Source organism: uncultured Winogradskyella sp. (genome assembly GCF_947498005.1).
Classification (GTDB): Bacteria; Bacteroidota; Bacteroidia; order Flavobacteriales; family Flavobacteriaceae; genus Winogradskyella.
Genome location: NZ_CANMIW010000001.1, coordinates 195365 through 221699, shown reverse-complemented (window position 1 = coordinate 221699; position 26335 = coordinate 195365). Strand labels below are relative to the sequence as shown.

Sequence of the window (26335 nt, the reverse complement as noted above, 5' to 3'; positions counted from 1 at the left end):
TGAAAGACGCCTTCAAACCAAACTAGAATAACTTTTTGATACTTAAATTAGATTAAGACGTAAACTGATGGTCTGCAAACTTTTCTAAAACCTCATCAAAAGCCGCAAATACATCTTTAGAGTCATCACTTGTAACCATTTTCATTCGGTATTCTTTAAAGTGCGGAATTCCTCTAAAATAATTGGTATAATGTCTTCGGGTTTCGAATACGCCAAGGGTTTCTCCTTTCCAGTCTATAGCCATTTGCAGATGTCTTCTGGCCGCTTCAACACGTTCTGGCATTGATATAGGTGCTAAATGCTCTCCTGTTTCAAAAAAGTGTTTTACTTGTTTAAAAAACCAAGGATTTCCTATAGATGCTCTTCCTATCATTGCGCCATCCAATCCGTAAGAATCTCGCATTTCCGCAGCTCTTTCTGGTGAGGTAACATCACCATTTCCAAATACAGGAATATGCATACGTGGATTATTCTTTACTTCTGTAATTGGTTTCCAATCTGCATCACCTTTATACATTTGGGCTCTGGTTCTTCCATGAATTGAAATGGCAGCACAACCAACATCTTGCAAACGTTCTGCAACCTCAACAATTTTAATAGAATTGTCGTCCCAACCTAGACGCGTTTTTACAGTTACAGGTAAATTGGTGCGTTTAACCATTTCTGCTGTAAGCTGTTCCATAAGACAAATATCTTTTAAGATGCCAGCTCCTGCGCCTTTAGACACTACCTTTTTAACCGGACAACCAAAATTAATATCTATTATATCTGGTTTAGATTTTTCTACAATATCAATGGTTTGCAACATGCTTTCCATATTGGCACCAAATATTTGTATACCTACAGGTCGTTCTTTTTCGTAAATATCTAATTTCATTACGCTTTTTGCCGCGTCTCTAATTAAACCTTCACTAGAAATAAACTCTGTATATACTACATCTGCACCTTGCTCTTTACATAACGCTCTAAATGGAGGATCGCTTACATCTTCCATTGGTGCTAAAAGCAATGGGAAATCTGGTAATTCTATGTCGCCTATTTTAACCAATCTATATGTATTTAATCGTCGCCTAATTCTGTTATTTTTTTCTCGTAGAGTTTTTTACTCTCAACAACGGCAACATTCAATTCTTGCATAATGCCATCTACTCTATCTTCAATACTTTTCATTTGTCCGTTTATAGAATCAAACGAATTTAAAGCCGCTGCGACTTCTAAAGCTTTAACCACCTCAACAGCATCTTTATGTAATAGTCTTAATTTACCTATAGCCTCAGATGTATTAGACAAAGTAACATTATACTTTGTTTTGGCCTTATTTATAGCTTTTAGCAAGGTGTTTCTACTTTTCTCATCACTTAAACTATTGGTTTGCGTTTCCATGGCTGTAAATAAGTTTGAAGCTTTAGTTTTTAAATCTTCGTATTCCTTATTTAGATTGTTAACGCGCTTGTCTACTTTCTCCCAATCGCCATACACCTTAGCAAATTCTTTATCTTCATTTTTTGCGTCTTCTAAAGCTAATTTTAATTCCCCTAAAGATTCTAAACCTTGAGATACCTTTTTATTAGCCACCTCCTTTTTACTTTCAAAATCTGAGACTTGAGATTTAAACTTGTCTTTTAAACGAATTAAGTCTTCAGGACTTTTGTCTTTCCAACAAGAACTAAAAACGATTAGTAAAGACAGTATAGCAAGTGATTTTTTAAACATAACAAATATGATAAGATTAATTTGGCTGCAAATATACAATGAACCTTGTAAAACCCAATGTTTTAGAAATTGTATTATTATGGCTTGTATTAACCAAATTGAACATATTATGTATATTTACAGCCAAATCTATTATTATGAAAAATAACCTACTTACATTATTCATAGCATTTGTGGTACTCTATAGTTGTGACGTTGTGGACGATTTAACCAAGTTTGATTTAGACTATCAAACGAATTACTCCATTCCGGCAACAACACTAATTGACTCACCTTTTAGTCTAAATACGCCAGATGTTACAACAGAATCAGACTCCTCATTTGAAAGTAACAACACGCACAAAGATTTAATTGAGAGCATTAAATTGAAAAGTTTAAAACTAACAATCGACTCGCCTGAAAGTGGTAACTTTAATTTTCTAAAAGAAGTACACATTTATATTGATGCTGAAGATTTAGAGGAATTAGAAATTGCTAATATCTTTAATCTTGAAAACACAGACGATAATACAATTTCTCTAGATGTTTTAGGACAAGAACTAAAGTCTTACATTAAAAAAGACAGTTTTAATTTACGTGTAAAAACTATTACAGACGAAACCATTAGCCAAACACACGACATTACAATAGACACCAAATTTAGAGTTGATGCTGAAATTTTAGGTGTTTAAAAAATTCAAATACCTTGCAAATTCCATTTGAACCTATAGTATTTGGATACCAAATAAATATACATCTCATATTAGAGTATGCTGCATTTTTTATTGGTTTTAGATACTATGTGTTTTTAAAACGAAGGCAAACCGATGTCATTTCTAACAACAATCGTTTATCCATTATTCTTGGTGCAGCTTTAGGTGCTTTAATTGGCTCACGCCTTATTGGCATTTTAGAAAATCCGCTTGTTGAATTCTCTCAACAAAACTTGCTTCAATTGCTAAATACCAAAACCATAATGGGTGGATTATTTGGTGGTTTGCTCGGTGTAGAGTTGGCTAAACATATTATTGGCGAAAAACAATCGTCTGGCGACTTGTTTGTGTTTCCTATAATTTTTGGCATTTTTATAGGAAGAATTGGTTGCTTTTTATCTGGAGTTAATGAATTTACTTATGGAAATGAAACCTCATCCATCTTTGGTATGGATTTAGGAGATGGTTTACTTAGACACCCAACGTCACTTTACGAATTGGTGTTCTTGATTCTTCTATTCATTATTTTAAAGCGAACTAAAAGCCATAATAATTTAAAAAATGGAGATCTCTTCAAAATTTTTATGTTGAGTTATTTTGGCTTTCGTTTTTTTATGGAATTTCTAAAACCAAATGTTTTTTACCTCCTAGGACTAAGCACTATTCAACTATTATGTGTAATTTGTTGGTTGTATTACTACAAATTCATCCTACGAAACATCAAAAATGCCAGTTAGAAACTATACTTATTACGATTTTACTTTAAGCTTATGTCCTGAATGTTTAAAACGTGTAGATGCCAAAATTGTATTTGAAAACGGTAATGTCTATATGCTAAAACGTTGCAAAGAACACGGCAACTCTAAAGTGCTTATTGCAGATGATATTGAATATTACAAAAACATAAGAAACTACAACAAACCTAGCGAAACGCCTTATAAATTCAACACTAAAACAGATTATGGTTGTCCTTACGATTGTGGTTTGTGTCCAGACCACGAGCAACACAGTTGTTTAACAGTCGTAGAAGTTACAGACCGTTGTAATTTAACTTGCCCAACCTGCTATGCTGGTTCTTCACCAACTTATGGAAGACATAGAACGCTAGAAGAAGTTAAAGCCATGTTAGATACTATTGTTAGGAATGAAAAAGAGCCAGATGTGGTACAAATTTCTGGAGGTGAACCAACCATTCATCCTCAGTTTTGGGAAATTATGGACTATGCAAAATCATTACCTATTAGACATTTAATGTTGAATACTAATGGCATTAAAATAGCTAAAGATTTTGCCTTTGCCGAAAGACTTAAAACCTACGCTCCTGATTTTGAAATTTATTTACAATTTGATTCGTTTGAAAACAGTGTTTTAAAAGAATTACGAGGTGCAGATTTAAATGATATTAGAAAACAAGCTATAGAAAATTTAAATAAGCTTAACTTATCTACAACTTTGGTTGTAACACTTCAAAAAGGCTTAAATGATAATGAAATAGGAAAAATAATAGACTACGCATTAAAACAGCAATGTGTTAGAGGAGTAACCTTACAACCTACGCAAATTGCTGGTCGTTTAGATAATTTTAATCCAGAAACGGATAGAATGACTCTAACTGAAGTACGACGAAAAATAATGGAACAAACCGATATTTTTAATCCAGATGATCTATTGCCTGTGCCTTGTAATCCTGACGCTTTAGTTATGGGTTATGCCTTAAAACTAGGTAACGAAGTTTTACCACTTACTCGCTATATTAACCCAAATGATTTATTAGATAATAGTAAAAACACTATTATTTATGAGCAAGATGAACAGCTTCAAGATAAAATGATTGAATTATTTAGTACTGGGAATTCCGTTGAGGTTGCAGAAGAAAACTTAAAATCAATAATGTGTTGTTTACCAAATATTGATGCGCCAAAATTAGGGTATGATAATTTGTTTAGGGTTATAATAATGCAATTTATAGATGCCTATAATTTTGATGTACGCGCCATAAAAAAATCGTGCGTACATATTGTAGATAAAGACAATAAAATTATCCCTTTTGAAACCATGAATTTGTTTTACAGAGATGATAAAAAAGCACGACTAGAAGAACTTAGAAACGAAATATAGCTATGACAACATTATTGATTGAAGCAACGGGAGGAATGAATTTAGATGGCTTAATAATATTAATTGTTGCTATAATGTTTGGTCCTGCAATTTTACTAGCTATTATTGGCTTTGCAGTACTCAAAAAAAACAAAAAAGCAGCTAAAGTTTTATTCATTTTAGCTGCTGTATATGTTATTATAAGTTTAGGAATTTGTGGCAGTATGATGATGTGATATTAATACCCAAAGTCCGTAACAACCAAGAAATATCTCTGCAAAAGCGCCAAATTGATATCCAAAAGTTGGTGTGCCATCTATAAGCCAACTCAAAATTCTTCCAAAGCCTAATCCTATCATAAAAATGATATTGGAAGTCAATGCCAGTTTGAAAAATTTAGCTTTAAAAATCCCTAAAATCCAAACTATTGAAAACCCTAAATATAAACCCATAACGGCTTTAAACTGGTTATGCTCATCAATAGTATTCAAATGAATATCAAACTCTGAACTTGGATTGAATCCGTAAACAAAAGCAATTGGTACAACAATTAACACCGAAATTACAAGATGAACTTTAGTAATAATTGCGTTTTGAGTTATCTTCATTAATATGGTTTTTTCAATGTTTTATTACCTGAAAGACCTATTAATATAATTATCGCAAAAACAAGTCTTATTGTTTAGTCCAAACAGAGGTAGAGACTGTTGTGCTAGATGTTACTGTACCTGTTGTAGGTTCTGTTTGAGATACTGTTTCGTCTTGTGAAAATGTTAGTGTTTGGCCATCAGCAGAAATATCAAATGTTCCTGTTTGTTCGCCTTGTAATGCACTATCATCCATGCCTTCAAATTCAAATTCAAAAAACGATCCATCTACAGTCATAACATTTCCGCTTGTAGTATACGTTCCACTTCCACTGACATTCTCTAATGTGTAAGGCTCTGACTGAGCAATTTCTCCATTTACAACAATACTGGTATCATAAGTGTAATTTCCACTTGTTGTAAAATTACTTTCTGTAAATGTTAGCTCGTAATTTTCTTCAGTACTTTGTATATCAATATCAGACGTAAAACTTTGTCCATTAAAATCTGTAGACGTTTCTAAGGTAACACTAAAATCAGTTAAATCCCAAGTGCCTATTAATGCTACATTAGTATTATTTGGTCCTGAATCTATACCATCATCTATAGGTTCGTCTTCACAAGTAAATGCTGTTAACAAGGTAAAAAGACAAAATAGAGATAAAAGTTTTTTCATAATATTTGGGAATTTAATTAATGTTAAACCACAAATCTACATTATTTTTTTGAGTCTATTCCTTTCCAATTGGTTCCTATAAAGTTTCTATCATCATAATCTTCAGATAAAACAACATAAAAATATTGTGATAAGTAATAAACCTCTGTGTTTCGCTTGGTCTTTTTTAAATCTCCGTTATCCTTAGATTGAATTTCTACTTTATGATTTTCATAGTTTTCATTAATTAGGATAACTTGTTTGGTTTTCCAAGGTTCGCTATGACACAAAATTTTTAAAGGGTTTAAATATAGCAATCCAACTAGAGTTATTGTTGGAATAGCGTTTCTCAATATAGGTTCAGAACAATTTGCTTTTAGTTCCATAATAAGCATAGGAATAGGTAAAAGTAAAATGCTGTAATAAATGAAACTTTTAAAAAAGATTAGTTTTGATTGAAACAAATCGAATACATCTCCAATAAAAAAGAATAATATAACATAGAAAATTACTCGTGTTATTTTTAACATTCCTACATGCTCTACTTATTAAATCAAAACTAAGTTTCTTCTAAAACTTAACCTTTGTATTAATAGTTTCTTTGCCTCTTAATACAGTAATTGCTGCTTCATCGCCTTTATCAAAAATAGATAACGCTCTCATATAACTCATCATATCAGTTACAGTACTATCACCTAATTTAATAACCACATCCCCTTTTTGTATACCAGCATTAAAAGCTGGTGTTTCTTCTCGCGTGCCATCAATGCGCATACCTTTACCGTCAAATAAATAATCTGGAACAACACCTAAGCCTACCTTAAATCGAGGTGTTTCTTCGCTTTCATTTTTTGTTTTTCTAAATGCTAATTCGCCATTATCATCTAAATCGGTAATAATATTGAAGATGTAATCTGAAATTAAATTCATGCCATCATAATTCAACTTTTCTGAATCATCACCCGGTTTATGATAATCTTCATGCTGACCAGTAAAAAAGTGCAACACCGGAATATCAATTAAATAGAAAGACGTGTGATCACTTGGTCCTACTCCACTTTCGTTTTCAACGATTTTAAACTTATCGTTATTTGCTTTAATTGTTTGTTTAAACATTGGTGATGTACCTGTTCCGTATACAGCTAAAGTACTATCCGCTTTCATTCTGCCAACCATATCCATATTAATCATATAATTAATAGATTCAGATTCAATAGTTGGGTTTTTTGAAAAATAATTAGAACCTAACAATCCCATTTCTTCTCCAGAAAAAGCCATGAATAAATAGTTGTTTTTATCTTTTATTTCAGCCTGATCATTTCTCACTTTTAATCGGCTTGCCAAATTTAGCATTACTGCTACTCCACTTGCATTATCATCCGCACCATTATGGATTGCTTTTTCTTCGCCTCTAAACAAAGAGCCTTCACCACCATATCCTAAATGGTCGTAATGCGCACCTATAACAATTGTAGTTGTCGCTTTATTATCTATAAAACCAATAACATTATGACCTGTAATTGTGCTATCTTCATTAGTTGTAAATTCTACTTCACTATGAGGATCTGTTTTAGGTTTAAACGAAAATGATTGCAAAAACCCTTCAGTTCCTTTAGGTTGTAGCCCAATATCGGTATAGCGTTTAATAAGGTATTCTGAAGCTAAAACTTCACCTTGTGTACCTGTTTGACGACCTTCTAACTTATCATCTGCTAAAAACACAACGTCTTCTTTAATGTTATCCTCAGCAACTTTGGGCTCGTTTTTACAAGCTGATATTCCTACTAAAAGGTATAAAAAAAGTAATTTTTTCATCTGTAAACCATATTTTTACACAAAATTAGGCATTAAAAGCCATTTATTATAATCCTATATTATGTACAGAATCATTGTTATTTTACTTCTACTTGTTACAATTTCGTCTTGTAAAAATGAAAAGTCTGAAGCTTCAGAATATTCAACCGATACCACCTCTGGAGCAACTAAAAAATACGATTCATTAATCTACCCAGAAGAAACCCATTTTAAATCTATTAGACAAGTGACTTATGGAGGCGATAATGCAGAAGCGTATTGGAGTTTTGATGATAAACAATTAGTGTTTCAGTCTAACAACGCAAAATGGGGCGTTGGTTGCGACCAAATGTTTTTAATGAATGCAAACGAAACCTTTACAGATAGTATTGCACCACCAATGCTAAGTACCGGAAAAGGGAGAACAACATGTGCATATTTCTTGCCAGATAATAAACATATTATCTATGCGTCTACGCATTTAAAACAAGACGAATGTCCTGATACGCCTCTTAAAAAAGATGGGAAATACATTTGGCCAATCTATGACAGCTATGATATTTTTGTAGCCGACTTAGAAGGTAATATTGTAAAACAATTAACCGATGAGATTGGATACGACGCAGAACCTACAGTATCTCCTAAAGGCGATAAAATTGTATTTACCTCAACCAGAAGTGGTGATTTAGAATTATATACCATGAACATTGATGGTAGTGATGTTAAACAAATAACGCATGAATTAGGTTACGATGGAGGCGCATTTTTCTCTCCGGATGGTAGTAAGTTAATCTTCCGTTCTTCTCGACCAAAAACAGAAGAAGAAATTAAAGAATACAAAGACTTATTAGCTGAAGGTTTAGTACAGCCAACAGAAATGGAACTTTATATCTGTAATGCAGATGGTTCTGATTTAAGACAATTAACCGATTTAGGCAACGCTAATTGGAGTCCATTTTTTCATCCTTCTGGAAATAAAGTATTATTCTCTTCTAATTTTGAGGCAGAACGCGGTTTTCCTTTCAACTTATATTTAATAGATATCGATGGAAAGAATTTAAAACGTGTAACACATGGCGAAACGTTTGATGCATTCCCTGTGTTTTCTAATGATGGTAAATATTTAGCCTTTTCTTCTAATAGAAATAATGGTGGTGGACGCGATACTAATCTGTTTATTGCAGAATGGCGCGATTAGGGATGTTCTGAAATACATAAATTGAGATACAGACTTGTTTATTGCAGAATAGCAGGATTAAAGTCTTTCGCGTTCTTCTGCATCTGTAGTACGTTCGTTAGTAGACAACTTAGTATTACCAAATTTATAACGGAAACCTAGTTTTATGAATCTATTATCAATATCCACAGAACTGTAACTAGATTGGTTTAAATAACGTGTTCTAGATTTAAAATCTTGAAGATCAAAGAAGTCTTCAACAGCAAAAGTAATTACACCCTTTTTCTTTAAAATAGTTTTAGAAACACTTAGTTCTGAGACCAACCTATCATCTATAGTTTGAAATTGCTGTAAGTTTTTACCAACCCAAGTGAAAGTTAAACTGGCATTTAAACTTTGGTCTTTTAAAAATGCAAAACTATTAGATAACACACTGTAATTAGACCATTGATTTTGCTCAGCAAAACCTTCTATAAAACTGGCTTCTTCAGCGATATTATAAAAAGAAGTTACAAAATATAGGTCCCAATGTCTTGCTGGTGCAGCGATATATTCTAAATCAAACCCATACTCTACTTTGTTCTCGAGATTGGTTGGTGTATAAGCAATTATATTAGTATCATTATCTTGTCTAGGTAACTCTACAATATCGCCATCAAAATTTTTGTAATATCCTGAAATGGTAAAGTTCTCTAAAAAGTTAACACCTAAATAATAATAATCTATGTATGTTGGATTTAAATTAGGGTTACCAAGAACCACATTGCTCTCATTTAAAAAAAAAGTAAACGGGTTTAAATCCTTGTAACTTGGTCTTGTAATACTTCGTTTGTAATTAGCTGTTACATTGACTGATTCTGAAATTTGATGTGATAAACTCGCATTAGGAAACCAATTTAAATAATCTTGCTCGTTGGTTTCATTTAAAGTAACAGATGTACCTTCAATATTACTCTGTTCTACTCTAAGACCAATACTTAATTCCCATTTATCCCAAGATTTTGAGTAGTTTGAATAAGCTGCTAATACATTTTCATCATATTGAAAGGCGTCTGTGTTATCTATATTTATAACTTCAGTTCCGCCAACAATATCAAACCTTGTAATGTCGCTTTCTGTATTTATGTGAGAGTATTTTGCTCCAACATCTAAACTCGATGTTTCATTTATAGGTAAACTGTAATCTGCTTTACCATTAATAATATTGGTTTTTTGGTTGGCGTCTGTATTAAACTCTGAGCTATCTTCAAAAATATTATCAATATCATAATTATTGGTAAACACGTTTTGATCTCGATTATAATCATAGATCGTATAGTGACCATTTAACGATAGGCTTGCACCACTTTCAAAACTATGTCTGAAGTTTAAATCTGTACCAATGTTATATTGTTTATCTCTAGATAAATTATCTGTAGTAAAACGATCTTGAAGGCTTAAATTCTCATCAAAAATATCAGTTTTGTTTTTAACCAAATACTTATAATAAGGCGTGTAAAGACCTGTACTTGTAAGGCTCAAAGTATTATTATCATCAATATAATAATCAAAATTAAGATTTAGATTATGTGTTTGAGACCATGTGTTTCTGTTAATATTAGATTTCCAAATTTGGTCAATTTCGTAAATAGCTTCTTCGTCTGGATTAGGATTTGTATTTTCTAAATAATTAATAGTATCATCTTGATCTCTATTTACTTTATTTTGAGAATAACTATAGTTTAAGTTAAGATTGATTTTATTGTTTTTAAAGTAATGGCTCGTACCTGCATTATATCTCGGAAAAACTGCTTGAGTATAATTAGCAAATGCACTTCCTCTATAACCTGTAACTAGGTTTTTATTCATTATTATATTAATTACAGATCCAGAATCTGCGTCATAACTTGCTGGCGGATTTGTAATTACCTCAACCGATTTTATACTGTTTGCAGGCGCACTTTCTAATAATGTTATGAGCTCATCAGATGTGAGTTGTACACGTCTATTATTTATAAAAACTGTTGCAGGTGAGCTTTTAATATTCATACTACCCTCAGAAACAATAATACCAGGTGTACTTTTTAAAACACCAAGTGTAGAACCTTCTGTTAAAGCCGTATTTTCTACATTAAATACAAGTCGATCTGGCTTACGAGTTATAGTTGGTTTTTTTGCAATGACAGTAACTTCATCTAAACTTTCGGAAATTGCTTGAAGCTGAATTTTTGCTAAATCTAAGTTTCCTGTTAGTATAATTTTTTGTTCAAATTCTTCAAAACCAATGAAGCTAATTTTTATTACATATATTTCGGTAGAAAGGTTTGTTATATTAAAAAAACCTTCATCATCTGTAGATGTCCCTTTTAAAAAAGACGTACCGTCTTCACTAAGTATGACCACATTAGCCAATGAAATAGGCATATTGTTAGTATCCACTACTTGTCCTGAAATTGAAGACTCTTGAGCCCAATTAGTAGAACTAAGCAAAACAAAGATTAAACAAATGAAGTAACGACTACTAAATACCATTCACAAAAATTGAGAGGCAATATATTAATAGTTTTTTACTTTTTGTTGTGGTTTTGACGTAAATAGCAGCGTTTAATTGTAATAATTGATAGTTTAAAGCACAAGAAATCGATTATATTTGCAAATTAGATATTAGAACTCGATTTTGATGAGTTCATTGCCTTTAAAATAGACATGAAGAACATACGTAACTTTTGCATTATTGCACATATTGACCACGGAAAAAGCACCTTAGCAGATCGCTTGTTAGATTATACAGGTTCTGTGACGGCTAGAGAGCAACAAGCCCAACTTTTAGATAGTATGGATTTGGAGCGCGAACGTGGTATTACCATAAAATCACATGCCATACAAATGGATTATGAATTTGAAGGCGAGAAATATGTTCTTAACCTAATTGATACACCTGGTCACGTAGATTTTTCATACGAAGTTTCTCGATCTATTGCTGCTTGTGAAGGTGCATTACTTATTGTAGATGCTGCTCAAAGTATACAAGCACAAACCATTTCTAATCTATATTTAGCTTTAGAAAATGATTTAGAGATTATTCCGGTTTTAAATAAAGTAGATTTACCAAGTGCAAACCCAGAAGAAGTTACAGATGATATTGTTGATCTATTAGGTTGTGATCCTGAAGAAGTGATTCATGCAAGTGGAAAAACAGGGTTTGGTGTCGATGAAATTTTAAAAGCAATTATTGAACGTGTTCCTGCACCAAAAGGCAATGTAGATGAACCATTACAAGCCTTAATTTTCGATTCTGTGTACAATACATTTAGAGGAATTGAAACCTATTTTAGAGTCTTTAATGGCGAAATTAAAAAAGGACAAAAAATTAAATTCGTTGCCACAGGAAAAGAATATTTTGCTGATGAAGTAGGAACATTGAAACTTAACCAAGTACCTAAACAAAGCGTAAAAGCTGGTGATGTTGGGTACTTAATTACAGGAATAAAAACGGCTAAAGAAGTGAAAGTTGGTGATACTATTACCGATTTTGCTAATCCTACAACCAATATTGTTGAAGGTTTTGAAGATGTAAAACCAATGGTATTTGCTGGTATTTATCCTGTAGACACTGAAGATTACGAAGAGTTAAGAAACTCTATGGAAAAACTGCAGCTAAATGACGCGTCTTTGGTATTTCAGCCAGAAAGTTCTGCTGCTTTAGGTTTTGGATTCCGTTGTGGATTCTTAGGTATGTTGCACATGGAAATCATTCAAGAACGTTTAGAGCGTGAGTTTGATATGACGGTTATTACAACGGTTCCTAACGTATCTTATAATGCCTATACTAACAAAGAACCAGAGGTTCCTTTTATAGTTAATAATCCTAGTGATTTACCAGAACCAACTACAGTTAATAGAGTTGAAGAACCTTTTATTAAGGCTACCATTATTACAAAAGCAGATTTTGTTGGTAACGTAATGAGCCTTTGTATAGAAAAGCGTGGTATGATTGTTAATCAAACCTATTTAACAACAGAGCGTGTTGAATTAATTTTTGAAATGCCATTAGCAGAGATAGTTTTCGATTTTTACGATCGTTTAAAAACCGTTTCTAAAGGCTATGCTTCTTTTGATTATTCTCCTATTGGCATGAAGGTCTCTAAACTAGTAAGATTAGATGTTTTATTAAACGCACAACCTGTAGATGCGCTGTCTGCTTTAATTCACGCAGATAATGCACATAATATTGGTAAAAAGATGTGTGAGAAGTTAAAAGAGCTTATTCCACGTCAACAATTTGATATTCCTATTCAAGCTGCTATTGGAGCAAAAATTATTGCCAGAGAAACCGTGAAAGCTTTACGTAAAGATGTAACTGCAAAATGTTATGGTGGTGATATTTCTCGTAAGCGTAAGTTATTAGAAAAACAGAAAAAAGGTAAAAAACGTATGCGCCAAGTAGGTAATGTAGAAATACCTCAACAAGCATTTATGGCTGTTTTAAAATTGAATGATTAAATAATTTATTAAACTTATATAAAAAAATCCCTTCTTTCAGAGGGATTTTTTTATGCTTCATTCTTTTGTAACATCAGGTAGATTATCGTCTTCATGCACCACTTTTTCAACATCAAATGGTTTTCCTAAATACACCAATTTGTTTTTATCTCCTATGTCTTTTATTTCTTTATTGAATGAAGAAATGATATGTAATTCGCCCTCGTCATCTTTAATAAATAGAGGAATAATATCCTTATTCTTATTCGTAATTTCTATAAGGTTTTCATATTGTACTTTGTCTTCAATATCTATTTCCTGTATGGATGGATATTTTCTAGTAACCTCTAATAAAGAAGTGTAATCATCAGTGGGCGAAAACAACCCTTCTGTTGGATTAACATCTGGATTACTAATTTCTTCTGAAGTGACTAATCTAAATGATCCGTTTTCTCCAAATTGCTTTTTAAATTTATTAATAGCGTATTTATTAATATCCGAATTTCCGGTAATTGCCATTAAATAACCAACGTCATTCAATTCTATATTATCCGTTAAGGCATCAGAATAAATATTAGTGTTTAATGCTTCTAAGCCTAGTTCCTTTGCTTTTGTAATATTGTTTTGGTTACTATCTATTAGCACTACATGTCTTCCATTTGATTCTAAATAATGACCTAATAATCTAGAAACTTTAGATGCTCCTACAATTAAAATTCCATTGGATGATTTTAAGAAAACGCCTACCAATCTTGCAAATAATCTTGCTGTAGTTGCATTAAGCAAAACCGTACCTAATACAATTACAAATACTAAGGGTGTTATATATTCTGCTCCAGGAACACCTAATCTCGCTAATTTTAAACCAAATAGCGATGCTATACCAGCAGCTACTATTCCTCGTGGTCCTACCCAACTTATAAAGAGTTTTTCGTTCAGTTTTAGTGTAGAACCAATGGTACTTAAAAACACACCAATAGGTCTTATTAAAAATACAATGACTAAGAAAAGGATTGCTGTTTTCCAGTTATAAATTAATAATAATTCTTCAAAATTAATATTTGCTGCTAAAAGGATAAAGAGTATTGAAATAAGCAGTACACTAAGTGATTCTTTAAAATATAAAATATCCTTTAGATGTGGTGAATTAGAGTTTCCTAATACCATTCCCATAACAACTACTGCCAATAATCCAGATTCGTGAGCAAAGGCATCAGACAATACAAAAACACCTAAAACTGCAGCTAACGTAAAGACATTCATTAAATAATGAGGGACCCATTTTTTATTCAAAATAAAATTTAATGCATGAGCAAATGTAAACCCGAATGTAGAGCCAAATAATACAATTTTACCAAATTCTATTAACGCTGTTTTTGTGAATTCGCCTCCAGCATCTACACTAATAAATTCAAAAACCAAAACGGCAACTAATGCACCAATTGGATCTATTAAAATACCTTCCCATTTTAAAACGGCTGAAACATCTTTTTTTAATGGAATGTTTCTTAAGATAGGTGTAATAACAGTAGGGCCTGTAACGATAATAAGACCAGAAAACAGAAATGAAATCTCCCAGCTAAGTTCAAAAATAAAACGTGCTGCTATTGCTGCTCCGAAAAATGTAACTAGTGAACCAATGGTTATTAACTTTGTAATTACTGGTCCCACATTCTTTATTTCATTTAGTTTTAGCGTTAAACCGCCTTCAAAAAGAATAATACTAATGGCAAGTGAAACAAAATAAAATAGGCTTTCTCCAGGAAATAACCCTTCGGTTTCATTCCATATAGGTTCAATCCACTTTGTACCATCTGCACTTAAAAATTCTGCGGCAATTGGGCCAACTAAAAGACCAATCAATATTAGTGGTAAAATCGCTGGAATTTTAAATTTCCATGCCATCCATTGCGCCAATATACCAAGTATAATTATTCCTGCTAATTCTAACATTTTAATACATTTTGCGTGAAAATACTAAATATTGACTTTAAAACCATTTAATTCTATTGGAACGCGACTTACTCTAATTGATAATTAAACAGGAATTACCTTTAAAACTCAACTTTTGGTATTTTATTAAAGTGGTTCTATTCCGTTTTACTAAATTTATAGATCACGTTATTTTTTATTAATTGCTAATCGTTTTTACTTTTTTCTGCGCTATAATAAAGTTTCTTTAGACTTCTCTTTAAAAGTGTGAATCTATAAACACCAATCACAAAAAAAATGACGCAAAACACCAAGGCTACGAGCGCTAAATATTCAAAATTTGCAAATTCTTTTAATTGATACAGTGCAATAGCGCCTAATAATAAATATAAAGACGAACGAACATACGATAAAAGTGTACGTTCATTAGCCAAACGTGTGCGCTCAATGGCTAAATAATCTCTTAAAATTACTTTTTGATCTGGATTAAAATCGCGACCAAAGCTTAATAAATTTTTCTTTTTAGATTTCTTTTTAGACGTATTCATTTCTATAGATATGTGGTTTTAAAAACCTGATAGCTAAATGTAATTATTTTTTGAGAATTGAAAGTGAATAATACGGTTCTTATTTGTTAAAAATCCTGTAATTTATGCTAACTAACAACAATTAGTTTTAATGCTTTTAGTAATTTGCAAGACTTTACAAAAATTTGCCAATGCAATTATATCCTATTAATGCCGGAAATTTTAAACTAGATGGTGGTGCTATGTTTGGTGTTGTACCAAAATCATTGTGGCAACGTACCAATCCTGCAGACCAAAATAATATGATTGATATTGCTGCACGTTGTTTATTAATTGAAGATGGTGATCGTCTTATTTTAATAGATACAGGTATGGGAAATAAACAAAGTGAAAAATTCTATGGTTACTATTTTCTATATGGTGATGATAGTATTGATAAATCTTTGGCGCAATACGGATTTCACAGAGATGATATTACTGATGTTTTTATGACACATCTTCATTTTGATCATTGTGGAGGAAGTATTCAATGGAATAAAGACCGAACAGGTTATGAACCAGCTTTTAAAAACGCACATTTTTGGAGTAATGAAAATCATTGGAAATGGGCAACAGAGCCTAACCGAAGAGAAGTTGCTTCGTTTTTAAAAGAGAATATTTTACCAATGCACGAAAGTGGTCATCTAAAATTTACTGATATTCCTGAAAGTCATATTTTAAAAAATTCTAACTTAGGTTTTGATATTTTCTTTGCAAATGGTCATACAGATAAACAAATGATTCCTATGATTCAGTATAAAGGAAAAACCATTTGCTTTATGGCAGACTTATTGCCAACAGTTGGTCATTTACCTTTACCTTTTGTTATGGGCTATGATACTAGACCATTATTAACTTTAGATGAAAAAGAGTTATTTTTGAACATGGCTGCAGACCATAACTTCTATTTATTTTTAGAACATGATGCGCATAACGAAATTATAACGGTTAAACACACAGAAAAAGGTGTGAGACTAAACGAAACATTTACAACAAACTCACTATTTAACTAAAGCTTTAAACATTAAAGAAAAATGAAAATTAATTACAATTTAATCGCCTATTTAGGATTTGCCGGAACCTTATTTTTAGGTTGTGGAACAGGAGATATTATATCTACACCAATTGAAAATATTGATACATCACCTTTAAAAGTTACAGAATTAACTGATGCTCAAAAAGAAAATTGGGGACACTTAGATCTAATTAAAGATACAATTCCTGGTATGAGCGTAGATAAAGCTTACGCTGAAATTATTAATAACAAAAAAGGAAAGACAGTAATTGTTGCTGTAATAGATTCAGGTATTGATATTGATCATGAAGATTTAGATGGTGTACTTTGGACAAACAAAGGAGAAAAACCAAATAACGGAATTGACGATGATAAAAATGGTTATGTAGACGATATTCATGGTTGGAATTTCTTAGGAGATGCCTATGATGAGCAATTAGAATTTGTAAGAATTATTGCTTCAGGAGATACGTCTAACCCTAGTTATTCTGCTGCGCAAGCACAATACGATAAGGATTACCAATTATGGACAGGACGTAAAGCACAATACGACCAAATAGCGCAAGCTGTTAGTGGTGCACATGAAACTTTAACTAAACAATTAGGAAAAAGTGACTACACATTAGAGGAAGTAAACGCTATTGAAACTGAAGATGAGTCTTTATCTCAAGCAAAGCAAATTGCCAACCAAATGAGTGCAAATGGTTTAACTTTAGCTGAAGCTAATGTAGAAATTAATAATGCTTTAGAGAGTATTAACGAACGTTTAAACTTTAACTTAAACAAAGACTTTTCTGGTCGTAAAACAGTAGATGATATTAACAACTTATCTGATACTGGTTATGGTAACGGTAACGTTAAGCCTGTAAAAAAATCTGAATCTCATGGTACTCACGTTGCTGGTATTATTGCTGCAGAACGTAATAATGGTTTAGGAGCAAATGGTGTTGCTAACAATGTAGAAATTATGTCTATTAGAGCTGTACCAAATGGAGATGAGTATGATAAAGATGTTGCTTTAGCTATCCGTTACGCAGTAGATAATGGTGCACAAGTAATTAACGGAAGTTTTGGTAAGTCTTTCTCTCCACATTCAGAATGGGTAAGAGACGCTATTAAGTATGCTTCTGATAACGATGTGGTTTTTGTACATGCTGCAGGTAACTCAAGTGAAAACATTGACGTAGAGCCTAACTTTCCTGATGATAATGTAGATTTTGTTGAGGTATCTAACACTTATATTAGAGTAGGTTCATTAACATCTAAATATGGATCTAAAATGGTTTCTGGTTTTTCTAACTACGGTAAAAAGAATGTTGATGTCTTTGCGCCAGGTTCTGGAATCTATTCTACATTCCCAGAAAATGAATATAAAAGTATAAGTGGAACTTCTATGGCCTCACCTGCTGTTGCTGGTGTTGCTGCTTTAGTACGTTCATATTATCCTAAATTATCTGCTGCACAAGTAAAGCAAGTTATTTTAGAATCTGGTTTACCTTTAACAACTAAAGTTGTTGTAGGTGGAGATGCTTCTAATGTAAAACCGTTTTCAGATTTATCTAAAACAGGACGCATAGTAAATGCTTACAATGCTTTAATTTTAGCTTCAAAAATGTAATCATCTACATCATTGTAGACCTGTAAAATGAGTTATTGAGTTGTAATGGCTTAATAACTCATTTTAGTTAATTATCAATAAACTTTAGTTTCAAATTAAATCAAATTTCATGAGACATTTCTTAATAAGTCTTTTTTCACTTGTATTATTTATAGCGTGTGGTGCATCAAATCCTCCAAAGGAAGTTGTTAAAGAATTACCTATTTCTAAAGACAGCTACTGGCAACAACACGTAGATTATTCTATGGAAATAGATATGGATGTCAATAATTACCAATATGTAGGCAAACAGAAATTGGTTTATACTAACAATTCACCAGATGTACTAAAGCGTGTATATTACCATTTATATTTCAATGCTTTTCAGCCAGGCAGTGAAATGGATGTACGCTCACGTACTATAAAAGATCCTAGTCCAAAAATTGGTGATCGTATAAGTAAACTTCAACCTAATGAAATAGGATATATTAAAGTTAATTCTCTAAAACAAAACGGAACAGCGATAAGTTATGAAACCGTAGGTACCGTTTTAGAAGTAAAACTAAGCCAACCTATACAACCTGGAGAAAAGGTCACTTTTGATATGGATTTTGATGCTCAAGTTCCTGTTCAAATTCGTCGTTCAGGTAGAGATAACGCAGAAGGTGTCGCTTTATCTATGTCGCAATGGTATCCTAAATTAGCAGAATATGACGATGAAGGATGGCATGCAGATCCATATATAGCGAGAGAATTTCATGGTGTTTGGGGGAATTTTGATGTAAAATTAACAATAGATAAAGATTACGTCGTTGGTGGAACTGGCTATTTACAAGGCGAACCAACTAAAAAGTCTGGAAAGAAAACCCATCACTTTAAAGCACCAAATGTTCACGATTTTACTTGGGCTGCAGATCCAGATTTTATTCATGATACGTTTCAAATGCCAAATGGACCAATGCTTCATTTCTACTATAAAAAAGATTTAAAGAAAGAATACTTAGACAATTGGAAAAAACTACAAGCAGAAACAGCACAACTAATGGATTTCTTTAGTGATAATGTTGGTAAATACCCATACGATCAATACTCCGTAATACAAGGTGGTGATGGCGGCATGGAGTATGCTATGTGTACACTTATAACAGGTAAGCGAAAATATGGTAGTTTATTAGGTGTCACTGCTCATGAGTTAGCACATACTTGGTTTCAATTTTTACTAGCTTCTAACGAAACAAAACATGAGTGGATGGATGAAGGTTTTACAACCTACATATCAACTTTAGCGATGAATTCACTTAAAGATGATAAAAACCCTAATCCGCTTGCTCGTACTTATAAGGGTTATCTTGGTTTAGCTAATTCAGGTTATGAACAACCATTAACAACTCATTCTGATCGTTATGCATTTAATCAAGTTTATGGTGCTGCTGCTTATAACAAAGGAGCTGTTTTTTTAGCCCAATTAGGTTATGTAATTGGTAATGATAATTTAAATAAAACTATTAAATCATACTTTAATAATTTTTCATTTAAACACCCTAAACCCTTCGATATTATAAGAACAGCAGAACGTATTACGGATTTTGAACTCGACTGGTATTTTATTGATTTTGCACAAACCACAAATACCATTGATTACGCTGTAAAATCTATAGATAATAAAACAATTACATTAGAACGTATTGGCTTAATGCCAATGCCTGTAGACCTTTCAGTAACTTATGTAGATGGTACAACAGAAGATTTTTATATTCCTTTACAAATGATGCGTGGCGAAAAACCAACCTCAGCAACAATTATTAGCGATTGGGCTTGGGCAATGCCAACGTATTCCTTTAAGACAAATAAAGATGTAAAATCAGTAGAAATTGATGCATCTCAAATGATGGCTGATGTTAACCGTGAAAATAACACTATAGCTATAGAATAATTTTTTATCGTAATACAATTTATTAAACCTCATCATTAAGTGATGAGGTTTTTTTATCCCTGAATTTTGGGATACTAAATTCGCCATTATTAGTTATTTGCATAATTAGTATTTGAGTTAATTTTACACTGTAATTAACACTAAATAAACCATGAAAAAATTAATTTTATCCTGTATTACTTTATTATTTATTGCAACAAGCTGTAACGATGAAAAAAAAGCCTCCAATGCTGAGCAAGTAAATACTAAATCCTTAGATAAATTTGAATCTAAAGAATTTATAGATAAATACAATATGTACATAGGCTTTGGGAACCGTTTCGATAAAAATGTTGGGAATTCTTATGAGCGCTATTTTAGTTGGGCAGATTATGAAAAAGGACCATCTAATGAAAGTAAAAGAATTGGTGGTGTAACAACATTAAGTGATTTTGAATTAGAAAAACTAGAAAAAGCAATTGCTCTAGATCCAGAAATTGAAGAAGTAGACGATTTAATGAAAACTGTATTAAAAGATGCTACCACACTCTATTCTACCTTAGAAAAAGCAGATTCATACTATCAAAAACAAGATTACAAAGATGATGATTTTGCACTTGGTAAAGATTTACATAAAGAACTTGTAAAAGCTTTTGAAAACTATTATAAAAGTTATGACACTATGTACATTAACTTTAAAGGGTTACAAAATAGCCTGAAAGAATTTGAAGCTAATAAGTACAAGGAAAATGGTGAGCTAATTAGATATAATCTTATGATGGAATTAAATAAAGCAGATCAGGTTTTTGATGTTATCGGTAACTTAGATGGTGAAAAATTAAAATCCGTAGATATTAAAGAACTAAAAGCAAAACTCGCTGATTTTAGAACTGTACATAATGAATTAGAAGCGCAAAATAAAGACGAAACCCAAAAGACAAAAGAATTTGGAAAAACTAGTATCGCAAAAAGTTTTCTACCAAGTTTTATCAGAGAAGGCAATTCATTCATTAGAGAAACAAGAAATTTAATTGAACGTATTGAAAAAAATGATTTTGATTATGGAATAACACATCCTTCAATTCCGGCATCTGGTTCTGCATTAAAATTGAGAGCGGTTTTTGGTAACTTGGTAACTAATTACAACCGCATGAATTAAAATTTATCATTAATAAAAATTTTTATAAACTCTTTAAGACCATATCATTTGATATGGTTTTTTAATATAATTAAATCAAATCGTTGATAGTAACAAATACAATTCTATTTTTGTTGCACTAGATAATAAAGAGTGAACTTCAAATATTCAAAAAAAGATAAGCTAAAAAGTAAAAAGTTAATCGAACAGCTTTTTACAGAAGGAAAGGCTGTAACAGCCTATCCTCTTAAACTTATATATCTAAAAACCGAATTTGATGATGGTTCTGCACTAAAAACAGGTGTTTCCGTAAGTAAGCGATTGCATAAAACCGCAGTGTCTAGAAACCAAATAAAACGTTTACTACGTGAAGCTTACAGACTAAATAAACCACTATATTTTAACAATAGTTCTACTTCTTTTGCGTTTATGATTTTATATCTTAGTAAAGATGGAACAACTTTTGATAAACTTAATGGTAGTATGAAATTATTGTTCAAAAAATTTATTGACAAAACTTCTAACTAATGAGAAAACAACTACGTAATAAAATATTGTTTCCAGCAATAGCTGTGCTTATCTTTTTTGGTACCACAGCTTTTAAAAATGATTTCTTCGAAATTGCTAAGCAAATAGAAATATTTACAACATTATTTAAGGAAATCAACATGAATTATGTTGATGATACCAATCCTGGTAGTTTAATGAATACTGCTATAAAAAGCATGTTAGATGATTTAGATCCTTATACCCAATTTTATAACGAACAAGATGTAGAAGCCTCTAGAATAAATAATGCAGGTGATTATACAGGCATTGGTGCTAAAGTATTAACACTAAAAGATAAATTGGTTATTGTAGAACCATATCAAAATTATGCAGCTGATAAAGCAGGTTTAAAAGCTGGTGATGAAATCATTCAAGTAGATAAAGTAATAGTAGCAGATTTTAAAGATGATGCTGCTAACCTATTACAAGGAGCCGCAGGTACAGAAGTTTCAATTACATATAAACGTCAAGGAAAAACAAATACCGTTAAAATTATAAGAGAATCTTTAGAGATAAAAGCTGTACCACATTATGCAATGATAGATAAAGAAACGGGCTATGTTGTACTAAGAAAGTTTAATGCAAAAGCGTCTTCTGAAACTATTAGAGCTATTAAAGCCTTAAAAAATCAAGGTGCAACAAAACTTATTTTAGATCTTAGAGGAAATCCTGGTGGCTTACTTCATGAAGCTGTTAACGTTACTAATATTTTTGTACCAAAAGATCAGTTAGTTGTAACTACAAAATCTAAAGTAAAAAAATATAATAAAACCTACCACACTAAACGCGAACCAATAGATACTGAAATTCCACTTGTAGTTTTAATTGATGGTAGTAGTGCCTCAGCGAGTGAAATTGTTTCTGGTGCTTTGCAAGATATGGATAGAGCTGTTGTTGTAGGTACTAGAAGTTTTGGAAAAGGTTTAGTACAAAGACCAAAACCATTAACTTATGGTACACAAATGAAAATTACTATTTCAAGATATTATACACCTTCTGGTCGCTGTATACAAGCATTAGATTATTGGAATAGAGATGAAAACGGTAAAGCAACACGTACTAAACAAGAAAATTACAATGCTTTTAAAACTAAAAATGGACGTAACGTATTTGATGGAGGAGGCGTACAACCAGATATTGAAGTAGAATTTGCTAAACAAACACCAATTACAAAAGCAATATCAAACGAAAATTTGGTCTTTAACTATGCAACTAATTATTATTACAACAATAATGTTGACGATTTAAAGACTTTTGAATTGTCTGATTCAGATTTTAAAAAATTTAAAAACTATATAAAAACAAGTGGTTTTAACTTTGAAACTAAAACCGAAAAAGCACTAACAAACGCCATAAATGTTGCAAAAGAAGAAGAACTTGAGTCTGCAATTAAATCTGAGTTTAATGATTTAAATAAAGCGCTAATGACTTATAAATCTAATGCAATTGACGGAAATAAAACACAATTAAAAACATTACTTACAGCAGAGATTATTAAACGATATTTTTACAGTGAAGGTTTATATACCTATTATCTAACGCATAATAATGAAATAAAAAAAGCTATGAATATCCTAAATGACCCAACACAATACGCTAGTATTTTGAGATAAAGGCAAATTTTTTCTATATTTAGCGTTATAAACATTTTCTGTAAGTAAGAAAATTATTATTAAATGAAGTCCCTAGTTATCTTTTTGTTGTTATGTTTTCAACTCTCTTTTTCCCAAGAAGAATTGAAACATGAAGTTTATTTTGACACTGATAAACACGATATTCCCGAAACTGAACATAGTAGATTATTACTTTTTTTAACCGAAATTGAAGATTTAGATATCGAAAAAATTTCTATTTATGGTTTTACTGATGATAGAGGTAGTGACAATTATAATTTAGTATTATCTCAAAACAGAGCACAATCCATTAAAGAAGTATTTTCTAATAACGAATTTGATGAGTCTGTAATAACAAACGTAGATGGTAAAGGTGAGATATTAGTTAACATCGTCCACGAAGAAAATCTGAGTAAAATTCGTGGTTTAAACCGTAAAGTTGAAATTATTGTGACTCCTGTTTATCCACCAAAACCTAAAGAAGAAAAACCAGAAAAAACTAAAACTGAAGATATTTTAAAAGGTGAGCTAAAAGAAGGTGATAAGATTTTACTCGAAAATCTATTGTTTAGAACAGGTTATAGTTATTTAACCAAAGAATCTAAATTGGTACTTGATGGAATTGCTGAAGTTTTAGTAGAACGTACAAATGTTTATTTTACTATTGAAGGGCATGTTTGCTGTACAGAAGGTACTAGAGATGCAATAGATCGTAAGACTAAAAAACGAAATCTGTCAATGGCTCGTGCAAAATATATATATGATTATTTAGTAAAAGCTGGTGTAAAACCTTACCGAATGAAATTTGCAGGTATGAGACGTAAAGCACCACTTGGTGGTGAACCAGAACAAGATAGACGTGTAGAAATTTTGGTTACTAAAATTTACGAGAAAAAATAACAGTTTCTAAAAACCTAAGAACGCAGCATAGCAATATGCGGAATATCATCTTCTAAGTACTCTTCTCCTATTTCCTTAAATTCTAAATTGTTATAAAACCGTTTTAGATATACTTGAGCAGAAATTTTTATTTCAGTTGTATTATAATGCATTTTAATAGCATCAATTGAAGCCTTCATTATATCATAACCATAGCTATGTTTCCTTTCATTTTCTAGCACTACTACTCTACCAATACTCGCTTCTTTAAAATAATCTCCTGGTTTAAAAATTCTTGTGTATGCAACTAGGCTTTTATTATTATAACCTAAAACATGTAATGCATTCTGATCTTTACCATCAATATCTTGATAGACACAATCTTGCTCCACCACAAAGACTTCACTACGTAATTGAAGTAAACTATATAGTTCATCTATAGAAAGCTCGTTAAAAGCGCTTATTTTAATTGTTAGCATAATTAGTCTTGTACAATAATATCTTTAGTATCACTTTTACCAAATTCTGGTTGAATGTTTACGTGATTGATATCGTATTTATGATAAATAAATTCCTCAATTTTATTGAGAATAACATCAAATTCTGTTAATGTAATATCTTTTTCAAAATCCACATGTGCTTCAAAATGAATTTCTTCTTCATTTAATTGCCAAACATGTACATGGTGCACATTACTAATGGTTTCAAAACTATTAAGCTTAGTTACAATTTCATCTACCGGAATCGAGTCTGGTGTAAATAACATGAGAACTTTGGTTGATGTTTTTAATAAATCAAATCCCATCCAAATTAAATACAAAGCAATTAAAAACGTAAGTACACTATCTATCCACCAAATTTGAAAAAATTTCATTAACAGTCCACCAACTAAAACAGCCACACTTGCCATCATATCTGTTAATAGATGTAAGTATGCGCTTTTCATATTCATGTTAGTACTAGCATTATTTTTTAATAATAAAACACTAAAACCATTACCTAAAATAGCAACTACAGATAACCATATTACCAAATTAGATTCTATTTGTTGTGGGTTTTGAAAGCGCTTTATCGCTTCTATAATAAGAAGTACAGCAACAATTATTAACGTAGAAGCATTAATAAAAGCAGCTAAAATTTCGGCACGTTTATAACCAAACGTACGTTTTAAAGAAGCTTTACGTTTTACTAATTTATTAGCGATGTAACTAATAATTAAAGACACTACATCACTAAAATTATGAAGTGCATCACTTAATAAAGCTAAACTACCAGAAAGTAAACCACCAATTACTTGAGCGACTGTAATAGCGATATTTAGAAGTATAGAAATTAAAAGATTACGACCATTCAGATCGTGTGTATGCAAATGTGAATGTTGATGAGATTGACTCATGATTTATCAATTTAAAATTGATAGTTTAGATGTTTAGCATGACATAGGTATTTTATCTACTCTATTTTGATGACGGCCACCTTCAAACTCAGTTTCTAAAAAGGTATCTACCATTTTAATAGCTTGCGGAATAGATGTAAAACGTGCAGGTATACAAAGCACATTAGCATTATTATGTAAACGTGTTAGTTCAGTAATTTCACTAGTCCAACAAACACCAGCTCTTACATGTTGATATTTATTAGCGGTCATTGCTACACCATTTGCACTTCCACATACTAAAATACCAAAATCAACTTTTTTAGCTTCAACATCTTTAGCAACAGGATGCACAAAATCTGGATAATCAACACTATCTAAAGTATCTGTTCCATAATTATTAACTGTGTAACCTTTTGCTTCTAAATGTTTAACAATGGCAAATTTATAATCTGGTCCTGCGTGATCGTTTCCTATTGAAATAGTCATGATAATTGAAATAATTTATTACCACAAAGTTACAAATAAAAAAGGCTTAATACTTTTGATTTATAAGTTCTTTAGAGCATAATTTAAAAAAAAT

General features: G+C 31.6%; 25 protein-coding genes. 13 read left to right on the top strand and 12 right to left on the bottom strand.

Translation table 11 applies throughout. From position 1 onward, the window contains the following. Positions 1-52 precede the first annotated feature (52 nt). Positions 53-1048 carry a tRNA dihydrouridine synthase DusB gene (gene dusB / locus Q0891_RS01115; RefSeq protein ID WP_299098218.1) on the bottom strand — a complete coding sequence of 332 codons (996 nt, stop codon included), beginning with the start codon at positions 1046-1048 and terminating at the stop codon, positions 53-55. A gap of 11 nt (positions 1049-1059) precedes the next feature. Then, a complete protein-coding gene (locus Q0891_RS01110; RefSeq protein WP_299098217.1) occupies positions 1060-1713 on the bottom strand; it encodes a hypothetical protein in 654 nt (217 codons plus the stop codon). A gap of 137 nt (positions 1714-1850) precedes the next feature. On the opposite strand from Q0891_RS01110, the gene Q0891_RS01105 reads away from it, so the two are divergent. The 4 genes from Q0891_RS01105 to Q0891_RS01090 are packed head-to-tail and all read left to right on the top strand — an operon-like array spanning position 1851 to position 4738. Then, entirely contained in the window at positions 1851-2384 is a 534-nt protein-coding gene (locus Q0891_RS01105) for a hypothetical protein (protein WP_299098216.1), read from the top strand. Between the two features lie 14 nt (positions 2385-2398). Then, positions 2399-3142, top strand: coding sequence for a prolipoprotein diacylglyceryl transferase family protein (locus tag Q0891_RS01100; protein ID WP_299098215.1), 744 nt, complete (start codon positions 2399-2401; stop codon positions 3140-3142). Then, positions 3132-4523 carry a radical SAM protein gene (locus Q0891_RS01095; RefSeq protein WP_299098214.1) on the top strand — a complete coding sequence of 464 codons (1392 nt, stop codon included), beginning with the start codon at positions 3132-3134 and terminating at the stop codon, positions 4521-4523. The genes Q0891_RS01100 and Q0891_RS01095 overlap by 11 nt, the downstream gene beginning before the upstream one ends. 2 nt (positions 4524-4525) lie before the next feature. Next, entirely contained in the window at positions 4526-4738 is a 213-nt protein-coding gene (locus tag Q0891_RS01090; protein WP_299098213.1) for a hypothetical protein, read from the top strand. Here the strand turns inward: Q0891_RS01090 and Q0891_RS01085 are convergent. The 4 genes from Q0891_RS01085 to Q0891_RS01070 all read right to left on the bottom strand — a co-directional run bounded on the left by Q0891_RS01085 (position 4709) and on the right by Q0891_RS01070 (position 7559). Next, complete coding sequence (locus Q0891_RS01085; RefSeq protein WP_299098212.1) at positions 4709-5110, bottom strand: DUF4345 domain-containing protein; 402 nt, start codon at positions 5108-5110, stop codon at positions 4709-4711. The genes Q0891_RS01090 and Q0891_RS01085 overlap by 30 nt on opposite strands. Positions 5111-5177: 67 nt before the next feature. Next, complete coding sequence (locus Q0891_RS01080) at positions 5178-5765, bottom strand: hypothetical protein (RefSeq protein WP_299098211.1); 588 nt, start codon at positions 5763-5765, stop codon at positions 5178-5180. A gap of 41 nt (positions 5766-5806) precedes the next feature. Next, entirely contained in the window at positions 5807-6274 is a 468-nt protein-coding gene (locus tag Q0891_RS01075; RefSeq protein ID WP_299098210.1) for a hypothetical protein, read from the bottom strand. 40 nt (positions 6275-6314) lie between these two features. Beyond that, entirely contained in the window at positions 6315-7559 is a 1245-nt protein-coding gene (locus tag Q0891_RS01070; RefSeq protein WP_299098209.1) for a M28 family peptidase, read from the bottom strand. A 61-nt stretch (positions 7560-7620) separates the two neighbouring features. Here Q0891_RS01070 and Q0891_RS01065 point away from each other — a divergent pair, with 61 nt between their 5' ends. Beyond that, positions 7621-8736, top strand: a complete 1116-nt coding sequence (locus tag Q0891_RS01065; RefSeq protein WP_299098208.1) for a hypothetical protein — start codon at positions 7621-7623, stop codon at positions 8734-8736. Between the two features lie 57 nt (positions 8737-8793). On the opposite strand, the gene Q0891_RS01060 is transcribed toward Q0891_RS01065, so the two are convergent. Continuing rightward, entirely contained in the window at positions 8794-11184 is a 2391-nt protein-coding gene (locus tag Q0891_RS01060) for an outer membrane beta-barrel family protein (RefSeq protein WP_299098207.1), read from the bottom strand. A gap of 216 nt (positions 11185-11400) precedes the next feature. Here Q0891_RS01060 and lepA point away from each other — a divergent pair, with 216 nt between their 5' ends. Beyond that, a complete protein-coding gene (lepA, locus tag Q0891_RS01055; protein ID WP_299098206.1) occupies positions 11401-13197 on the top strand; it encodes a translation elongation factor 4 in 1797 nt (598 codons plus the stop codon). 57 nt (positions 13198-13254) lie between these two features. Here lepA and Q0891_RS01050 read toward each other — a convergent pair whose 3' ends face one another. Next, on the bottom strand, positions 13255-15129 hold the full coding sequence (locus tag Q0891_RS01050) for a cation:proton antiporter (protein WP_299098205.1): 1875 nt from the start codon (positions 15127-15129) through the stop codon (positions 13255-13257). A 185-nt stretch (positions 15130-15314) separates the two neighbouring features. Next, positions 15315-15656: a DUF202 domain-containing protein gene (locus Q0891_RS01045; RefSeq protein WP_299098204.1), complete on the bottom strand. Its 342-nt coding sequence runs from the start codon at positions 15654-15656 to the stop codon at positions 15315-15317. Positions 15657-15826: 170 nt separating this feature from the next. Between Q0891_RS01045 and Q0891_RS01040 the strand changes: the two genes are divergently transcribed. The 7 genes from Q0891_RS01040 (at position 15827) to Q0891_RS01010 (ending at position 24398) form a co-directional block, all read left to right on the top strand. After that, positions 15827-16687, top strand: a complete 861-nt coding sequence (locus tag Q0891_RS01040; RefSeq protein WP_299098203.1) for an MBL fold metallo-hydrolase — start codon at positions 15827-15829, stop codon at positions 16685-16687. Between the two features lie 21 nt (positions 16688-16708). Continuing rightward, positions 16709-18307, top strand: coding sequence for a S8 family peptidase (locus Q0891_RS01035; RefSeq protein WP_299098202.1), 1599 nt, complete (start codon positions 16709-16711; stop codon positions 18305-18307). A gap of 109 nt (positions 18308-18416) precedes the next feature. Continuing rightward, a complete protein-coding gene (locus Q0891_RS01030; RefSeq protein WP_299098201.1) occupies positions 18417-20219 on the top strand; it encodes a M1 family metallopeptidase in 1803 nt (600 codons plus the stop codon). Positions 20220-20370: 151 nt separating this feature from the next. Continuing rightward, the gene (locus Q0891_RS01025) at positions 20371-21357 is read left to right on the top strand and encodes a YiiG family protein (RefSeq protein WP_299098200.1); all 987 of its coding nucleotides are present in this window, start codon (positions 20371-20373) and stop codon (positions 21355-21357) included. A 132-nt stretch (positions 21358-21489) separates the two neighbouring features. Further along, a complete protein-coding gene (rnpA, locus tag Q0891_RS01020) occupies positions 21490-21864 on the top strand; it encodes a ribonuclease P protein component (RefSeq protein WP_299098199.1) in 375 nt (124 codons plus the stop codon). Then, positions 21864-23498: a S41 family peptidase gene (locus Q0891_RS01015; protein WP_299098198.1), complete on the top strand. Its 1635-nt coding sequence runs from the start codon at positions 21864-21866 to the stop codon at positions 23496-23498. The genes rnpA and Q0891_RS01015 overlap by 1 nt, the downstream gene beginning before the upstream one ends. 63 nt (positions 23499-23561) lie before the next feature. Further along, positions 23562-24398 (top strand): OmpA family protein, encoded by an 837-nt coding sequence (locus Q0891_RS01010; protein ID WP_299098197.1) that lies wholly within the window; start codon positions 23562-23564, stop codon positions 24396-24398. A 14-nt stretch (positions 24399-24412) separates the two neighbouring features. On the opposite strand, the gene Q0891_RS01005 is transcribed toward Q0891_RS01010, so the two are convergent. Genes Q0891_RS01005 through rpiB form a run of 3 tightly spaced genes read right to left on the bottom strand, consistent with a single transcriptional unit; the run spans position 24413 to position 26241 of the window. After that, on the bottom strand, positions 24413-24856 hold the full coding sequence (locus Q0891_RS01005) for a GNAT family N-acetyltransferase (protein WP_299098196.1): 444 nt from the start codon (positions 24854-24856) through the stop codon (positions 24413-24415). Positions 24857-24858: 2 nt separating this feature from the next. After that, positions 24859-25773 carry a cation diffusion facilitator family transporter gene (locus tag Q0891_RS01000; protein ID WP_299098195.1) on the bottom strand — a complete coding sequence of 305 codons (915 nt, stop codon included), beginning with the start codon at positions 25771-25773 and terminating at the stop codon, positions 24859-24861. 33 nt (positions 25774-25806) lie between these two features. Then, the gene (gene rpiB, locus Q0891_RS00995) at positions 25807-26241 is read right to left on the bottom strand and encodes a ribose 5-phosphate isomerase B (protein WP_299098194.1); all 435 of its coding nucleotides are present in this window, start codon (positions 26239-26241) and stop codon (positions 25807-25809) included. Positions 26242-26335: the final 94 nt, after the last annotated feature.

Excerpts from the sequence above, each read along its gene's own strand:
- Q0891_RS01110 (WP_299098217.1), bottom strand. The coding sequence starts at position 1,713 with ATGTTTAAAAAATCACTTGCTATACTGTCTTTACTAATCGTTTTTAGT.
- Q0891_RS01105 (WP_299098216.1), top strand. The coding sequence starts at position 1,851 with ATGAAAAATAACCTACTTACATTATTCATAGCATTTGTGGTACTCTAT.
- Q0891_RS01095 (WP_299098214.1), top strand. The coding sequence starts at position 3,132 with ATGCCAGTTAGAAACTATACTTATTACGATTTTACTTTAAGCTTATGT.
- Q0891_RS01090 (WP_299098213.1), top strand. The coding sequence starts at position 4,526 with ATGACAACATTATTGATTGAAGCAACGGGAGGAATGAATTTAGATGGC.
- Q0891_RS01085 (WP_299098212.1), bottom strand. The coding sequence starts at position 5,110 with ATGAAGATAACTCAAAACGCAATTATTACTAAAGTTCATCTTGTAATT.
- Q0891_RS01080 (WP_299098211.1), bottom strand. The coding sequence starts at position 5,765 with ATGAAAAAACTTTTATCTCTATTTTGTCTTTTTACCTTGTTAACAGCA.
- Q0891_RS01075 (WP_299098210.1), bottom strand. The coding sequence starts at position 6,274 with ATGTTAAAAATAACACGAGTAATTTTCTATGTTATATTATTCTTTTTT.
- Q0891_RS01070 (WP_299098209.1), bottom strand. The coding sequence starts at position 7,559 with ATGAAAAAATTACTTTTTTTATACCTTTTAGTAGGAATATCAGCTTGT.
- Q0891_RS01065 (WP_299098208.1), top strand. The coding sequence starts at position 7,621 with ATGTACAGAATCATTGTTATTTTACTTCTACTTGTTACAATTTCGTCT.
- lepA (WP_299098206.1), top strand. The coding sequence starts at position 11,401 with ATGAAGAACATACGTAACTTTTGCATTATTGCACATATTGACCACGGA.
- Q0891_RS01050 (WP_299098205.1), bottom strand. The coding sequence starts at position 15,129 with ATGTTAGAATTAGCAGGAATAATTATACTTGGTATATTGGCGCAATGG.
- Q0891_RS01045 (WP_299098204.1), bottom strand. The coding sequence starts at position 15,656 with ATGAATACGTCTAAAAAGAAATCTAAAAAGAAAAATTTATTAAGCTTT.
- Q0891_RS01040 (WP_299098203.1), top strand. The coding sequence starts at position 15,827 with ATGCAATTATATCCTATTAATGCCGGAAATTTTAAACTAGATGGTGGT.
- Q0891_RS01035 (WP_299098202.1), top strand. The coding sequence starts at position 16,709 with ATGAAAATTAATTACAATTTAATCGCCTATTTAGGATTTGCCGGAACC.
- Q0891_RS01030 (WP_299098201.1), top strand. The coding sequence starts at position 18,417 with ATGAGACATTTCTTAATAAGTCTTTTTTCACTTGTATTATTTATAGCG.
- Q0891_RS01025 (WP_299098200.1), top strand. The coding sequence starts at position 20,371 with ATGAAAAAATTAATTTTATCCTGTATTACTTTATTATTTATTGCAACA.
- Q0891_RS01015 (WP_299098198.1), top strand. The coding sequence starts at position 21,864 with ATGAGAAAACAACTACGTAATAAAATATTGTTTCCAGCAATAGCTGTG.
- Q0891_RS01010 (WP_299098197.1), top strand. The coding sequence starts at position 23,562 with ATGAAGTCCCTAGTTATCTTTTTGTTGTTATGTTTTCAACTCTCTTTT.
- Q0891_RS01005 (WP_299098196.1), bottom strand. The coding sequence starts at position 24,856 with ATGCTAACAATTAAAATAAGCGCTTTTAACGAGCTTTCTATAGATGAA.
- Q0891_RS01000 (WP_299098195.1), bottom strand. The coding sequence starts at position 25,773 with ATGAGTCAATCTCATCAACATTCACATTTGCATACACACGATCTGAAT.
- rpiB (WP_299098194.1), bottom strand. The coding sequence starts at position 26,241 with ATGACTATTTCAATAGGAAACGATCACGCAGGACCAGATTATAAATTT.